This window comes from Ruegeria sp. AI3 (assembly GCF_056541245.1).
Window position 1 is genome coordinate 41,199 of record NZ_JBQFYA010000013.1, and the last position, 14,801, is coordinate 55,999.

The following is a 14,801-nucleotide window of genomic DNA, read 5'->3' on the forward strand; positions in this document are numbered from 1 at the left end:
TAATGGCAACACAACCCCGCGCATGGCAGAGGATGCTGTCGGGCCGCAGGCTGGACCTGCTGGACCCGACCCCGGTGGATATCGAGATCGAGGATATCGCCCATGGCCTGGCCTTTGTGGCGCGTTGGAACGGGCAAACGGCGGGCGATTTCGCCTATTCCGTGGCCGAGCATTCCCTTCTGGTCGAAGAGCTTTTTGGCCGTATTGCACCCAAAGCGCCCGTGAAATGGCGGCTGGCAGCTTTGCTGCACGACGCGCCGGAATACGTGATCGGAGACATGATCTCACCCGTCAAATCCGCCGTAGGCCCGGACTATGGCGCGCTGGATGACCGTCTAGCAGCGGCGATTCATATTCGCTTTGGGCTTCCTGCCGAGGTGCCTAAATCGGTAAAACGGCAGATCAAAAAGGCCGACAAGATCAGCGCCTGGATGGAAGCCACCCAGATCGCGGGTTTTTCCGAGGCGGAGGCGACGAAGTTCTTTGGTCGTCCGGATCGGGCGGTGATGGAGGGGCTGGAGATCAGGCTAAGGCCGCCTGTGGACGTGCGAAAAGCCTATACTGAGCGGCACTGCGAATTACTCAATTTGTTTTGCTGATTGAAGGCTAAGTAGAAAGTTGGAGAATGCTGGCTTTAGTTCGACGCCTCTTAGTCTACGGGTCCTTCATAGCGTTGAATTTCTGTTGCTTAATCATTTCAGCTGTTCTGTTTGATGGCTGCACTAAGTGCTATGTGGACTCGAACGCAGAGCGATGGTCGATGGCAGTTACAGCGATCACCATTTGGGTTTGGCCGTATCTGTTCTTGACTATTTGGATCGGAGCCAAAGCTTACTCTGCGCGATGCAAGAACAGACCCCTGCCGCCGCTCTTGGCTGCCTTTTTCTTTGGGTTCGTGGTTTACTCGAGTACTTGGCTAGTTTGGGCCGGAATCGCTTTGCGCTGCGGCAAGGACTGCTTTCCGCCGCATAGGCTGGCATATGTATTTGAAACGGCAGGCCATTGGGGGTTCTTCATAGGTCTGGTGGGGTTGGTTGTCTGTTACTTAAAAGAAAAGGCAATGGAGTAACCAATATGTCGCATTCAAGTAAGCTCGCAGACTGACAGCAAGTCCAAGTTGCAAACACTAGCGCGAGTTGCGCTTCGCCAAAACCCGCCGCAGTGTTCGGCGGTGCATGTTCAGGCAGCGTCCAGTGATCAAAACTTCGGTTGCAGATGCGTCTACAATCTCACCCAATTGTCCTAGCGATGTAGCGGAGAACCGGCGAAATCTTGCCGCACGCTGACAAGCCTCTTTTCACAACACATAAGGTCACCCTAAAACTTGCGTGTCTTCAAAATGGGCAGTGAAGATTCTTGAATACGGGCAAACGCAAAACGGACACAACTTGGCCGCGCTTATCTGGCGGCGCGCGAACCGCAATTGCGGTGGGGCTTTTGAGTCTAGTATCTGCCTGCGCCCATGGTCCAACCGATGTGCAACTTGATCCAGAACGTCAGTCAATGGCGCTGCAAGAGGTGTCACAAAAGCAGGCTCGAGGGCAACGGGTATGGTGCGTGCCCTACGCACGAAGCCTCAGCGGTATCGAAATTCGCGGCAATGCCAAGGACTGGTGGGGTAAAGCGCGCAGTGCGTTTGAGCGAGGCAACGAACCGGCTGTCGGTTCGGTCATGTCGTTTCGGGCAACGCGCGGGATGCCTTTGGGCCATGTGGCTGTCGTGTCCGATGTTGTTAGCGACCGGGTCGTCATCGTGAACCACGCCAATTGGCACCGCAACAAAGTGTCATTGAAAATGGGCGTGAAAGATGTCTCCAAGAACAATGACTGGACAATGGTCCGGGTCGAGAGCGTTCCGGGGCAATATGGCAGTTTGTACCCGGTGAACGGGTTCATCTATCCGAAGTCTGGCGAGTAGCCCGAAAGACTACCCTCTCAACAGACTAGTGAAGGCTCTGATTTTTACCGCGGGCTTCGCTTCGCCAAAATTCGCTGCAACGTCCGACGGTGCATGTTCAGCCGCCGTGCGGTTTCCGAGACGTTGCGATCGCACAGCTCATAGACCCGCTGGATATGTTCCCAGCGCACGCGGTCCGCGCTCATCGGGTTTTCAGGTGGCGGCGGCAGTTCGTCGCCCTTGGCCAGCAGCGCGTTAGTGATGTCTGTGGCATCAGCGGGTTTGGACAGGTAGTCGGTCGCGCCGATTTTGACGGCGGCGACGGCTGTGGCGATGGCCCCGTAGCCGGTCAGCACCACGACCCGGCTGTCAGGGCGCTTTTCGCGCAGCACTTCGACGACGTCCAGACCGTTGCCATCCTCTAGCCGCAAATCCACAACTGCATAAGCCGGTGGACGCGCGGTGGAAATGGCGCGGCCAGCAGCGACAGAACCTGCAGTTTCAACTTCGAAACCGCGTTTTTCCATGGCTTTGGCAAGGCGTCTCAGGAACGGCTCGTCATCATCCACCAGAAGCAGAGATTTATCGGGGCCGATATCAAGCTGGGAACTGTCTGCCATCGTTGAGTCTTTCCGCTATTTCATGCCTTTGGCTTTATCTAGAAGTAATAGCAGCGCGGGGCCAAAGGTCAAACTGGCTTGTCAGGACCCGGCTTGATCCAAAAAGCAGCCGACCTTGTCAGCCATTTGCTGCGCTGTGTCTTCACGTTTGAAGAACTCAAGAAACCCATCTTCGGGTGTGACCAGATAGGTGAAGGTAGAATGATCGACCAGATAGTATTCGTCGCTTTTGTCATGGGCTTTGTAGTAGGTTTTGTAGGCCTGGCTGGCCGCCCTGACCTGCTCGGGTGAACCGGTCAGGGCGATCAGACGCTCATGCAGGTTGAAGGCGTAATCTCCGACCACTTCGGGCGTGTCGCGATCGGGATCGATCGAGATGAACAGTGGCGTCACGGATTGCCCGCGCTCGGCCAGAATGTCCACGGCCTCGGCGTTGCGGGACATGTCAAACGGGCAGACATCGGGGCAGAACGTATAGCCGAAATAGACTAGCGTCGGCTCGGTGATCACATCCTTGTCGGTGACCGTCTCGCCCTTACCATTGACCAGTTCGAACGGACCACCGATCGCCGCCGCTCCACCCGCGATCTGGCTGGAACGGCATTGCGCGTATTTGTCATCCGACCCGGACCCCATTGTCAAAAGCCACATGGCGCCAAGGCCGATAGCAAGAACGACAGCTGCGAGAATAGCATACAGGCGGGTCATGATCGTTTTCCGTGTGCAAGGGGTTGTTGATCGTATCAGCCGGGACACCTATCAAGATGATCAGCCGATGCAACAGGACATAAGTGACCAATGGCAGAATCCAACCAGAGTTTATGGGGCGGTCAGGAACGCAGCAGCTGGATCAGGCTGCGTACCCTTATCCTGCTGCGCTGGGTGGCCATCTTTGGCCAAATCACGGCTATCACGGTGGCTCAGCACAGCTATCATGTGCAGCTTGAGGTCACGCTCTGTTATCTGGCGATCGGCGTTTCGGTGATCGGCAACCTGACGGCCAGCTTCCTGTTCCCGCAGAACAAACGCCTGACCGAGTTTCAGAACTTCCTGATGGTGCTATTCGACCTGTTTCAACTGGCGATCCTGCTGTATCTGACCGGCGGATTGAACAATCCATTTGCCCTGCTGTTGCTGGGTCCGGTCACGATCTCGGCCAATGTCATGAGTACCCGCTCAACGCTCATCGTGGGGGCCGTGGCGATTGCGCTGGCTACCCTTCTGGCTGAGTTTCACCTGCCCCTGCGGACCGAGATTGGCCTGGTCCTGCAAATCCCCGACATTCTTCTGTTCGGCAACTGGGCCGCGATCATCATCGCCATTGTCTTTATCGGGGCCTACTCGCACCGGGTCAGCTCCGAGGCGCGCTCGATGTCCGAGGCGCTGGCGGCCACGCATATGGCGCTGGCGCGCGAACAGAAGCTGACCGATCTGGGAGGAGTTGTCGCCGCCGCCGCGCATGAGCTGGGGACCCCTCTGGCGACGATCAAACTGGCCAGTTCCGAGTTGATTGAGGAACTCGACGACCGCCCCGAACTGAAAGAAGACGCAGCCTTGATCCGTGAGCAGGCGGACAGATGCCGGGACATCCTGCGCGATATGGGACGCGCCGGCAAAGACGATCTTCATCTGCGCCAGGCTCCATTGTCCACGGTGGTCCACGAAGCGGCTGAGCCGCATATAGACAGGGGCAAAACCGTGCATTTTGCCGAAGGTCCGGTTCTGGATGGGGATGTGCAACAACCTTCGATCCTACGCAAACCCGAGATCATTCACGGTTTGCGCAACCTGATCCAGAACGCGGTGGATTTCTCGCGCGAGAATGTCTGGGTCGAGGCGGAGTGGACCTCGGACAAGATCACCGTCTGTATCATGGATGACGGGCGCGGCTACCCCTCGCATCTGATTGGGCGGATTGGTGACCCCTTGATGCGGCGCAGACGGGCCGAAACAGACCAGCGCGCGCGCCCCGAGTATGAGGGTATGGGTCTGGGCCTTTTCATCGCCAAAACCCTATTGGAACGCAGCGGGGCGGATCTGGAATTTGCCAACGGCTCGGACCCGTATCAGCACCTCTCCGACAAGCCTGACCGCCGGGGTGCTATCGTCAAGGTCGAATGGCCGCGCAATCGCATCGACGCGCAACAGGGCGATACCCCGGTACCATCCGGGCGCAACCAGCCTATCCAGGTCTGAGTTAAGACACCGTTAACCATTTTCGCCTTAGGTTGCGTCGGGGTTCCGTAGTCGTAAGGGGAGAAGATGGCAGACTGGATCATTCTGGCCGCGATCAGCTTGGTCTCGTGCTGTTTTGCGGTCATGTGGCTACTGCCGCGTCGTGCCCGGCGAGACAACAGCTATGGCATGTTCACTGCAAGCTCCCTGTTCGACGCCGTTTTTCTGTTCGATGGCGACCGCCTGATCAGCCACTCTGATATAGCGTTGGCCGGTTTCGAACATGTTGCAGATTGGAGCGATCTTCGACGCTTGTTGCAGCGCGACTTTCCGACCTTCCCGGAAACGCCTGACCTCGTGCGCGATCAGGGCAATCTGGTTGTCTCGGCCATCGACTGCACGGTTGAGCGTGAGGTTCTATGCGAATGGATTGACGGGATCGTTCGAATCCAACTGCACGAACCGACGAGAGAAAAGAAAACCAAGCTGCGGGATCCGAATGATCCGATCCGGCTGGCGATGGATCAGGCACCCTATCCGGTCTGGCTGCTGGATCAGAACGCAAGCGTGCGCTGGTGCAACGCGGCCTATGTCGCCCTTGTTCGCAAGGCGCGCGGGCTGGATGCTGACTTGACCCTATCGCTGTTCCCAGATATCGGGGCCGAGCCGCTACGCGGCGGGAAATCCCGCGTCTCGATCGACGTGGCCGGAAGCGACAGCAAATTGTGGTTCGACCTTACTCAGGTGGATCACACGGAAGGCCGCCTGTTCTATGCGGTTGATATCAATGCGATTGTGCAAGCCGAAACCGCCCAGCGCAAATTCGTGCAGACGATGACCAAGACCTTTGCGCAGCTGTCGATCGGCCTGGCTATTTTCGACCGCAACCGTCAACTGGCCCTGTTCAACCCGGCGCTGATCGACCTAACCACCCTGCCGCCGGATTTCCTCAGCTGCCGTCCCAATATTTCCAGCTTTTTTGACCGGCTGCGGGATCAGCACATGATGCCCGAGCCCAAAAACTACCGGTCATGGCGCAACCAGATGAACGATCTGCTCGAGGCGGCTGAAGACGGGAACTATCAGGAAACATGGTCCCTGCCCTCTGGCTCGGTCTATTCCGTCAGTGGCCGCCCGCATCCCGACGGGGCCGTGGCGTTTCTATTCGAAGACATCACCGCGGAGATCACCCTGACTCGGCGCTTTCGGTCCGAGATGGACCTGATGCAATCGATCCTCGACAAGCTGGCCGACGCAATCGCGGTCTTTTCCGAAGACGGCACATTGGCCCTGACCAACTATGCCTATCAGCGGCTCTGGGGAACCCAGGATGAGGCCGGATTTCACAGTGAGACAGTGACCGAAGTCACGCGCATCTGGCAGGATCATTGCGTCGCTACTCCGGTCCTGGGAGAGATCCGCGATTTCGTGGACATGCGCGATGACCGCACCGAATGGAGCGCCGAGATTCAGATGCGCAACGGCACCGCGCTGGACTGTACCGTTGTGCCCATGCAGAACGGTGCCACGATCGTGCGCTTTGAGACAGCAACCAAATCTCTGGCCGCCGAACCCATGGCCCAGATCAGCGCCTGAACCGGGTTGCAGCCGCTTGGGCGCAGGTCCATTGTGGCGCCATGACTTCGGCACCTGTTACCCTCACCCTGCAAAGCCCTCAGGACACCGCAGATTTTGCGGCGCGTCTTGGCGCGACCTTAAGACCTGCGGATGTATTGCTGCTGCAAGGTGAGATCGGCAGCGGCAAGACCCACTTTGCCCGTAGCCTCATCCAATCACTGATGAACCCGCCCGAGGATGTGCCCTCACCGACCTTCACACTGGTGCAGGCCTATGACACGCAGATCGGCGAGATTTGGCATTGTGACCTCTACCGGCTGACCTCGGTGGATGAGGTTGACGAGCTGGGCCTGACCGAAGCCTTCGACACAGCGCTATGTCTTGTGGAATGGCCTGACAAACTGGGGCCGCTGACCCCCGACACCGCATTGACGCTTGCCTTCCAAACCGACCCGATTGAGACCGAGATACGCCACATGACCCTGTCTTGGTCTGATCCGAAATGGCTTGGGAAACTGGAGAATACTCTATGACAGATCGCACTGTGCTGGCCGAGGCCCTGATTGCACAGACGCCATGGGCCAATGCCACGCGCGCACCTTTGGCCGGGGACGCCTCGAACCGCAGGTATGAGCGTCTGACTGATCCGGCGACCGGTCGCACGGCGGTTCTGATGGACGCCCCGCCGGATCGCGGAGAGGATGTCGAACCCTTCGTCCGGATCGCGAACCATCTGCGCGCGGTGGGCCTCAGCGCGCCCGAGATTTACGTCGAAGACAATCAGAATGGCTTCTTGGTGCTGGAGGATCTGGGCGATGATCTATTTTCACGCGTTCTGACCAAGGACCCGAGCCAGGAACGCCACCTCTATGAGGCAGCGACGGACGTTCTTCTGCACCTGCATGAGGCCCCGATCCTGCCCCTGCCCTCATACGATCCCACATTGATGACCGAGCTGGCCGCTCTGGCCTTTACCAAATACGCGCAGGCCATTCTGGGTGACCACGATGCAGATGCGCAAGAGAGGTTCGAGCTGCGCTTTGCCGATATCCTGCTGCAAGAGACTTCGGGCACCAAAGTCGTCGTGCAGCGGGACTACCACGCCGAAAACCTGATCTGGCTGCCAGAACGCGAGGGCGTGCAGCGCGTCGGCCTTCTGGACTTCCAACTGGCGATGCTGGGGCACCCGGCCTATGATCTGGTCTCGCTCTTGCAGGATGTGCGCCGAACCGTGCCGACCGGAATCGAAATGCAGATGGTCAATCGCTATATCGCGGCCTCTGGTATGGATGACCATGACTTCCGCACCGCCTACAGCGTTCTCGGCGCGCAACGAAACCTGCGTATTCTGGGTGTTTTTGCCCGGCTGGCCACGGATTATGGCAAGCCACATTACGTCGATCTGATCCCCGCCACATGGGCGCATCTGATGCGCGATCTGGAGCATCCCGCGCTGATCCCGGTTGCCAACATCCTGCGCGACGCCCTGCCCGAGCCAACTGCGGAAAACCTTGCAAGGCTGAAAGCATCATGAGTCAATCCCCCGATGCCGTGATGCTGTTTGCCGCCGGATTCGGCACCCGGATGGGCGCGTTGACCAAAGACCGGCCAAAACCTTTAATCGAGGTCGCCGGACGCCCGCTGATCGACCACGCGCTAGCATCGGTGGATGCCGTTCACCCGTCCCGTGTGGTTGCAAACCTCCACTATCACGCCGATCAGTTGCAGGCTCACCTAGCGCCCAAAGGCATCCTGCTCTCGCATGAAACACCCGAGATTCTGGAAACCGGCGGCGGTTTGCGGACGGCTTTGCCTCTGCTTGGCACAGGCCCGGTTTTCACCATGAACACCGATGCAATTTGGGCTGGACCCAACCCGCTAAGCCTGCTGCAAGAGGCATGGGACCCGGATCGGATGGATGCGCTTTTGATGTGCGTCCCGATTGGTCAAACCATCGGGCATGCGGGCGAAGGGGATTTTACCGCCGATGCCGAAGGGCGGATCACGCGCGGGCCGGGTCTGGTGTATGGCGGCGTACAGATTCTCAAAACTGACGGGCTGCAGCACATTCCGCAGAAGGCTTTCTCCTTGAACCTGTTGTGGAACCAGATGCACGACCGCAACCGCCTTTTCGCGCTGAAGTATCCCGGCCGTTGGTGTGACGTCGGACGCCCAGAAGGAATCGCTCTGGCTGAGGGGATGCTGGCGGATGTTTGACACCAGCGCTCATCCACGGGTGTTTGCCGTTCCGCCGGGCACGGATTTCCCCAACGCGCTGGTTGCCGGGCTGCGGCAGCGCGCCTCCGGCCCGCCCGAGGCGTTGGCCCGCGCGCAATTGGTGGTCAACACGCGCCGCATGGCCCGACGGGTACGAGACCTGTTTGATAAGGGGCCGCCATGCCTGTTGCCTCGGCTTTCTCTGGTCACCGATCTGGGCGAAAGCGTTGATCTGGCGCAGATTCCACCCGCCATACCCCCGCTGAGGCGGCGGTTGGAGATGACCCAGCTGATCTCAAAACTGCTGGACCAACAGCCTGATCTGGCCGCACGGGCCTCGCTGTTCGACCTGTCCGGCAGTCTCGCCGCCTTGATTGATGAGATGCAGGGCGAGGGCGTGTCCCCCGACGCGATCCGCCAACTGGATGTCAGCGATATGTCCGGCCATTGGGCCCGCGCGCAGGCGTTTATCGGCATCGCGGACCATTTTGTCGATGCGAGCGATCAGGCGATGGATGCACAGGCGCGGCAACGTCGGGTGGTCGAAAATCTGACCGACCGGTGGCAGGAGGCTCCGCCGCAACATCCCGTCATTTTGGCCGGTTCGACCGGTTCGCGCGGCACGACGCTGATGCTGATGCAGGCCGTCGCGCGCCTGCCACAAGGGGCTTTGATCCTGCCGGGCTATGATTTCGACCAGCCGCGTGCCGTTTGGGACCGCCTGGACGAGGCGCTGACCTCTGAGGATCACCCGCAATACCGGTTTCGCAAATTGATGCGAGAGCTTGGGTTGGAGCATGATCAGATCCTGCCCTGGACGGGTGAACAACCGCCCTCAACCGCGCGTAACCAGTTGATTTCGCTGGCTTTACGACCTGCCCCCATCACCGACGCGTGGATGTCCGAAGGTCCACGTCTGACCGAGTTGGACCAGGCCACACGCGACCTGACACTGGTCGAGGCGGACTCGCCCCGGTCCGAAGCCCTCGCCATCGCGCTTCGCCTACGGCAGGCGGCCGAAACGGGCCAGACCGCCGCTTTGATTACACCCGATCGGATGCTGACCCGGCAGGTCAGCGCGGCATTGGATCGCTGGAACATCCTACCCGACGATAGCGCCGGTCTGCCGCTGCAACTGTCCCCACCCGGCCGGTTTTTGCGCCATGTCGCGGGCCTGTTTGCTCGCCGTCTGGAGGGTGAGGCGCTGCTGACGCTGCTGAAACATCCTCTGTGCCATGACGGGGGTGAACGCGGGGCTCATCTGCTGCATACCCGCGATTTGGAACTGGACCTGCGCCGCCACGGCCCCCCGTTCCCGGACCAAGCCAGCCTGATCGCATCCGCGATCCGCACCGAAGCGCCCGAGAGTTGGGTGAACTGGGTCAGCGCACGTTTCTGCGATCAACAAATCACGGGGGAACTTCCCCTAACCGAATGGGTCGACCGATTGCTGTCTCTGTCCGAGGCGATTTCGGCGGGACATGCGGGCGATAAAGGCACTTTGTGGGACAAGAACGCGGGCCAAAAGGCCCTGTCAGTATTGACCAATCTGCGGGATGAGGCCCATCACGGCGGCCCCATGACCGCGCATGACTTCGCCGATCTGCTGGGCGCGCTTCTGGCCGGGGAAGAAGTCCGCGACCGCGACGCCCCGCACCCGCATATCATGATCTGGGGCACGCTTGAGGCCCGTGTACAGGGTGCAGATCTGCTGATCCTCGGCGGTTTGAACGAAGGCAGCTGGCCCGAAGCCCCAGCGCCGGACCCATGGCTGAACCGCCAGATGCGCGACAAGGCGGGGTTGTTGCTGCCCGAACGGCGGATCGGGCTTTCGGCGCATGACTTCCAACAGGCCATCGGTGCGCCCGAAGTCTGGCTGACTCGCGCCACCCGCTCAGACGATGCGGAAACTGTACCCTCGCGCTGGCTGAACCGTTTGACGAACCTGTTGCAGGGCCTGCCCGACCAAGGTGGTAAGACGGCGCTATCGGATATGCGCGTGCGGGGTCGAACCTATCTGAACTGGGCCAAAACGCTTGAGAAAGCCCCTCGGATTGACCCGGCGCATCGCCCCTCGCCCAAACCTCCGGTTGCCGCCCGACCGCGACGCCTGTCAGTGACCGAGATCAAGCGCCTGATCCGCGACCCATATGCGATTTACGCCAAACATGTGCTGCGTCTGAAACCGCTCGATCCGCTGGTGCAGGCCCCCGATGCATTGCTGCGCGGAATCGTTATCCATGAAATCCTTGAGCATTTCGTCAAGGACAGCGTGCTGGATACCGCTTTGCTGACCCGCGAAAACTTCTTGAAACGCGCCCATGACTTGCTTGAGGCTCATGTCGCCTGGCCGACTGCCCGCAAACTGTGGCTGGCACGGTTGGAACGGATCGCCGACGATTTTCTGAGTGCCGAGGTCAATCGCCGGGGCGACGGCGGCCCGGTGGCGTTTGAGGCCGCGATGAAGCTGGTGTTGGAGCCTCTGGATTTCACCATCGTCGGACGTGCCGACCGGATCGATTGCAACAGCCGAGGCGCGTTGCGGATTGTGGATTACAAAACCGGCGCGCCGCCTACAGAAAGCCAGCAGGCGAAGTTCGACAAACAGCTGCTGATCGAAGCCGCCATGGCCGAGCAGGGCGCCGTCGAAGGGATCGACCCCAACGACGTGGCCGAGGCGATCTTCATCGGTATGGGCGGCAGCTACAAAGAGGTCGCAGCACCGTTGACCAAAGAGCCCGCCGACAAGGTGCTGGCTGAGTTAAAAGAGCTGATTTCTGCCTACTTAGACCCTGATCAGGGTTTTTCATCGCGCCGCATGCTGCACAAGGACACCGATATCGGCGACTATGATCATCTGGCCCGGTTCGGCGAATGGGATCGCACGGCCGAAACGCTCCCTGAGGACCTGACATGAGCGCGCGGAACGACGCCACCGAGCGGCAAGTGCAGGCCGCGCGCCCCGATGCCTCGACCTGGTTGGCAGCGAATGCCGGGTCGGGCAAAACCCGCGTGTTAACCGACCGCGTGGCGCGTCTGCTGCTGAGCGGGGTGCAACCGCAGCACATCCTCTGCCTGACCTACACCAAGGCCGCCGCCAGCGAGATGCAGAACCGGCTGTTCAAACGGCTGGGGGAATGGGCGATGTTGGGGGACGCGCCGTTGCTGGCGCAGCTGACGGATCTGGGCGTCGAAGGAGCAATCGACTCGGACCGTCTCGCGCAGGCCCGCACCCTGTTTGCCCGTGCGATTGAGACCCCGGGCGGGTTGAAAATCCAGACCATCCACTCTTTCTGTGCCTCACTGCTGCGTCGCTTCCCGCTTGAGGCCGGTGTCAGCCCTCAATTTGCCGAAATGGAGGACCGCGCCGCCGCATTGCTGCGCGAAGAGATCATCGAGGATTTCGCCGAGGGCCCTCAGGCCGGTTTGATCGACGATATTGCGCGGTTCATCACTGATACCGGGTTCGAAAGGGTGACCGCAGCAGTGACTCAAAAGCGGAGCCTGTTCGCGCAGCCCTTGCAGCGCTCTGACCTGTTGCAGAGATTTGGACTGCCTGAGGGTTTTGACGACGACACCCTGTCGGCAGAGGTGTTTCTGGGCGGTGAGGTTGATCTGATCCAATCCATGTTGCCTGCACTGATCGAAAGCAGCGGCAACAACGCCAAGGCCGCCGCAAAACTCGCAGCGTTCACCGAGGCAAAACTGACCCATCTGCCAACGCTGGAAGGCGTCTTGCTTACGGGCAAAGGAGCGAAGGAGCCGTTTACCGCCAAGATCAACAGTTTCCCGACCAAAGCCCTGCGCGAAGGCGCTCTGGCGGACCGCATGCCACAGCTGGAATCGCTGATGTTGCGGGTTGAGGCCGCGCGCGAACAACGGCTGGCGCTGGTCGCTGCGCAAAAAACCACCGTTTTGCATCGCTTCGCTGCAGCCTTCCTGCCGGAATATGAACGCCGTAAGCAGCTGCGTGGGTGGCTGGACTTTGACGATCTGATCCTCCGCGCGCGGCAGGTGCTGAACGACCCGGCGGTGGCCGAATGGGTTTTGTACCGGTTGGACGGCGGCATCGACCACATTCTGGTGGACGAGGCGCAAGACACCAGTCCGGATCAATGGGACGTGGTCGAGAAGCTGGCACAGGAATTCACCAGCGGGGAAGGGGCCAGATCCGAGGTTGAACGCACGATCTTTGTGGTCGGCGACAAGAAACAGTCGATCTATTCCTTTCAGGGCGCCGACCCTCAGGCCTTTGACCGGATGCAGACCGAGTTTGGGCGAAAGCTGGAAGAATCAGGCTCTAAACTGTGGGATTCGACGCTTGAATATTCGTTCCGATCCTCCAGCGCGATCCTGTCATTGGTTGATCTTCTGTTCGAAAATCAGGCCGAGGCCGGGTTTCACAAAGAAAGCCAGCATCGCGCGTTCAAAGCTGACCTGCCGGGACGCGTTGACCTCTGGCCCGTGGTGGAAAAGGTCGAGGATGACGAGGATGGCGATTGGACTGATCCGGTGGATCGGCCCGGGTCGCGCCACCACACCGTCATTCTGGCCGAGCAGGTGGCGCAGTCGATCAAGCACATGATCGACACTGGGGCCACAATTCCCGAAGATGGCGAAACGCCCGGCACATTCGTGCGCCGCAAAGTTCAGCCGGGGGATTTCCTGATCCTGGTCCAGCGCCGCTCGGACCTGTTTGCTGAGATCATCCGCGCCTGCAAAGCCCTGCATCTGCCCATCGCCGGGGCCGACCGTTTGAAAGTCGGAGCCGAGCTGGCGGTCAAGGATCTCGCGGCATTGCTGAGCTTTCTGGCCACGCCCGAAGACAGCCTGTCGCTGGCGACGGTCCTGAAATCCCCGCTGTTCGGCTGGTCCGAGCAGGCGCTGTTCGATCTGGCCCATCGCCGGCAAGAGAAATTCCTGTGGGCCGCGCTGCGCAATCGCTCGGACGAGTTTCCCGAGACGCTTGCAATCCTTAACGATCTGCGTGGACAGATCGACTTTCTGAGGCCGTTTGACCTGATCGAGCGTATCCTGACCCGTCATGACGGGAGGCGAAAACTGCTAGGTCGGCTGGGGGCCGAGGCCGAGGATGGGATCAACGCGCTGCTCTCGCAGGCTTTGGCTTATGAGCGAACCGATATTCCTAGCCTGACCGGCTTTCTGGTCTGGATGCAGACCGACGATCTGGAGATCAAACGCCAGATGAGCGGCGTGGGCAACATGATCCGCGTGATGACCGTGCATGGCTCAAAAGGGTTGGAAGCGCCGATCGTGATCCTGCCGGATACCGGCAAACGGCAGGCCCCGCGCGATGCCGAGATCATGGTGGCTGATGGAACGCCCCTGTGGAAGGTTCCCGCCGATGTCTCGCCCAAGCTGATCTCCAGCGCCCGCGAGGAGGCCCGAAACCGCGAAGAAAATGAGCGCCTTCGATTGCTGTATGTGGCTCTAACACGGGCGGAAAAGTGGTTGATCGTGGCCGCTGCTGGGGATGTCGGGAAGGATGGAACCAGCTGGTATCGGATGGTCGAGGCCGCAATGGAGCGCGCGGGCGCGACACAGACAGAGGGGTCGCTGACACGGCGACTGGCCCATGGCGATTGGGAGGGATTGCCGCTGGTCGAACGCAGCGAACACGCCGAGCCAAGTCAGGACCTGCCCGCGTACTTCCAGCATCCCCCTGAGGATCCGCCCTCAGAACCAGAAACTCTCAGCCCCTCGGACCTTGGTGGGGTAAAGGCGCTGCCCGGTGATGCGGGACAGGATGAAGAGGCCGCAAAGCTGCGCGGCACCCGATTGCACCTGATGCTGGAACATCTTCCCAGCGCGTCTCGGGATGACTGGTCCATGCTGTGCGCTCGGGTTCTACCCGATATGCAGGATCAGGCGAGAGCCGAGTTGTTGTCTGAGGTCACCAAGGTTTTGACAGCGGATCACCTGAAAGCAGTCTTCGCGCCGGATGCGCTGGCCGAGGTCCCCGTTTCAGCGGAACTGAACGGGCGGCGGATGCATGGCATCATCGACCGGCTGATCATAACGGATACCGAAGTACATGTGATTGATTTCAAAACAAATGCCACGGTGCCCGACCAGCCAGAAGCCTGCCCCGAAGGCCTGTTGCGACAGATGGGGGCCTATGCGCAGGCGATAAGTCAGATTTACCCGGACAAGACCATTCGTACCGCCATCCTGTGGACGCGGACGGCCGCGTTGATGTGGCTGCCACACGATCTTGTGACGCAATCGCTGACCCGCGCCCAGATATCTTGACCTTACCCGACGCGGCACCTACGTTCCTTTCCCGAGCTTACC

11 protein-coding genes and 1 pseudogene are annotated in these 14,801 nt (G+C 60.0%); 9 read left to right on the forward strand and 3 right to left on the reverse strand.

What is annotated here, in order from left to right:
* Positions 1-2 precede the first annotated feature (2 nt).
* Positions 3-599, forward strand: a complete 597-nt coding sequence (locus ACRZ95_RS18115; protein WP_170680555.1) for an HD domain-containing protein — start codon at positions 3-5, stop codon at positions 597-599.
* A 527-nt stretch (positions 600-1,126) separates the two neighbouring features.
* Here the strand turns inward: ACRZ95_RS18115 and ACRZ95_RS18120 are convergent.
* Positions 1,127-1,231 (reverse strand): annotated as a pseudogene (locus ACRZ95_RS18120) (two-component system response regulator); the annotation flags it as partial.
* A 326-nt stretch (positions 1,232-1,557) separates the two neighbouring features.
* Between ACRZ95_RS18120 and ACRZ95_RS18125 the strand changes: the two are divergent.
* Entirely contained in the window at positions 1,558-1,917 is a 360-nt protein-coding gene (locus ACRZ95_RS18125) for a CHAP domain-containing protein (RefSeq protein WP_480555340.1), read from the forward strand.
* 44 nt (positions 1,918-1,961) lie between these two features.
* Here the strand turns inward: ACRZ95_RS18125 and ACRZ95_RS18130 are convergent, their stop codons facing one another.
* Together ACRZ95_RS18130 and ACRZ95_RS18135 are read right to left on the reverse strand one after the other, a co-directional pair.
* Positions 1,962-2,516 carry an ActR/PrrA/RegA family redox response regulator transcription factor gene (locus ACRZ95_RS18130; RefSeq protein ID WP_050604676.1) on the reverse strand — a complete coding sequence of 185 codons (555 nt, stop codon included), beginning with the start codon at positions 2,514-2,516 and terminating at the stop codon, positions 1,962-1,964.
* Between the two features lie 81 nt (positions 2,517-2,597).
* Positions 2,598-3,224 (reverse strand): SCO family protein, encoded by a 627-nt coding sequence (locus tag ACRZ95_RS18135; protein ID WP_170680560.1) that lies wholly within the window; start codon positions 3,222-3,224, stop codon positions 2,598-2,600.
* Between the two features lie 90 nt (positions 3,225-3,314).
* Here ACRZ95_RS18135 and regB point away from each other — a divergent pair, with 90 nt between their 5' ends.
* From regB to addA, 7 genes are all read left to right on the forward strand, one after another.
* Positions 3,315-4,712 carry a sensor histidine kinase RegB gene (gene regB / locus ACRZ95_RS18140; RefSeq protein WP_170680563.1) on the forward strand — a complete coding sequence of 466 codons (1,398 nt, stop codon included), beginning with the start codon at positions 3,315-3,317 and terminating at the stop codon, positions 4,710-4,712.
* A gap of 66 nt (positions 4,713-4,778) precedes the next feature.
* Positions 4,779-6,287 (forward strand): PAS-domain containing protein, encoded by a 1,509-nt coding sequence (locus ACRZ95_RS18145; RefSeq protein WP_170680566.1) that lies wholly within the window; start codon positions 4,779-4,781, stop codon positions 6,285-6,287.
* Positions 6,288-6,328: 41 nt separating this feature from the next.
* Positions 6,329-6,802, forward strand: coding sequence for a tRNA (adenosine(37)-N6)-threonylcarbamoyltransferase complex ATPase subunit type 1 TsaE (gene tsaE / locus ACRZ95_RS18150; RefSeq protein WP_170680585.1), 474 nt, complete (start codon positions 6,329-6,331; stop codon positions 6,800-6,802).
* Positions 6,799-7,803 carry a phosphotransferase gene (locus tag ACRZ95_RS18155; protein ID WP_170680587.1) on the forward strand — a complete coding sequence of 335 codons (1,005 nt, stop codon included), beginning with the start codon at positions 6,799-6,801 and terminating at the stop codon, positions 7,801-7,803. The genes tsaE and ACRZ95_RS18155 overlap by 4 nt, the downstream gene beginning before the upstream one ends.
* The gene (locus tag ACRZ95_RS18160; protein WP_170680590.1) at positions 7,800-8,486 is read left to right on the forward strand and encodes a nucleotidyltransferase family protein; all 687 of its coding nucleotides are present in this window, start codon (positions 7,800-7,802) and stop codon (positions 8,484-8,486) included. The genes ACRZ95_RS18155 and ACRZ95_RS18160 overlap by 4 nt, the downstream gene beginning before the upstream one ends.
* Positions 8,479-11,403: a double-strand break repair protein AddB gene (gene addB, locus ACRZ95_RS18165; protein WP_480555343.1), complete on the forward strand. Its 2,925-nt coding sequence runs from the start codon at positions 8,479-8,481 to the stop codon at positions 11,401-11,403. Before ACRZ95_RS18160 ends, addB begins: the two co-directional genes overlap by 8 nt.
* Complete coding sequence (addA, locus tag ACRZ95_RS18170) at positions 11,400-14,759, forward strand: double-strand break repair helicase AddA (protein ID WP_170680595.1); 3,360 nt, start codon at positions 11,400-11,402, stop codon at positions 14,757-14,759. Before addB ends, addA begins: the two co-directional genes overlap by 4 nt.
* Positions 14,760-14,801: the final 42 nt, after the last annotated feature.

Excerpts from the sequence above, each read along its gene's own strand:
- regB (WP_170680563.1), top strand. The coding sequence starts at position 3,315 with ATGGCAGAATCCAACCAGAGTTTATGGGGCGGTCAGGAACGCAGCAGC.
- ACRZ95_RS18155 (WP_170680587.1), top strand. The coding sequence starts at position 6,799 with ATGACAGATCGCACTGTGCTGGCCGAGGCCCTGATTGCACAGACGCCA.
- addB (WP_480555343.1), top strand. The coding sequence starts at position 8,479 with ATGTTTGACACCAGCGCTCATCCACGGGTGTTTGCCGTTCCGCCGGGC.
- tsaE (WP_170680585.1), top strand. The coding sequence starts at position 6,329 with ATGACTTCGGCACCTGTTACCCTCACCCTGCAAAGCCCTCAGGACACC.
- ACRZ95_RS18115 (WP_170680555.1), top strand. The coding sequence starts at position 3 with ATGGCAACACAACCCCGCGCATGGCAGAGGATGCTGTCGGGCCGCAGG.
- addA (WP_170680595.1), top strand. The coding sequence starts at position 11,400 with ATGAGCGCGCGGAACGACGCCACCGAGCGGCAAGTGCAGGCCGCGCGC.
- ACRZ95_RS18130 (WP_050604676.1), bottom strand. The coding sequence starts at position 2,516 with ATGGCAGACAGTTCCCAGCTTGATATCGGCCCCGATAAATCTCTGCTT.
- ACRZ95_RS18135 (WP_170680560.1), bottom strand. The coding sequence starts at position 3,224 with ATGACCCGCCTGTATGCTATTCTCGCAGCTGTCGTTCTTGCTATCGGC.
- ACRZ95_RS18145 (WP_170680566.1), top strand. The coding sequence starts at position 4,779 with ATGGCAGACTGGATCATTCTGGCCGCGATCAGCTTGGTCTCGTGCTGT.
- ACRZ95_RS18160 (WP_170680590.1), top strand. The coding sequence starts at position 7,800 with ATGAGTCAATCCCCCGATGCCGTGATGCTGTTTGCCGCCGGATTCGGC.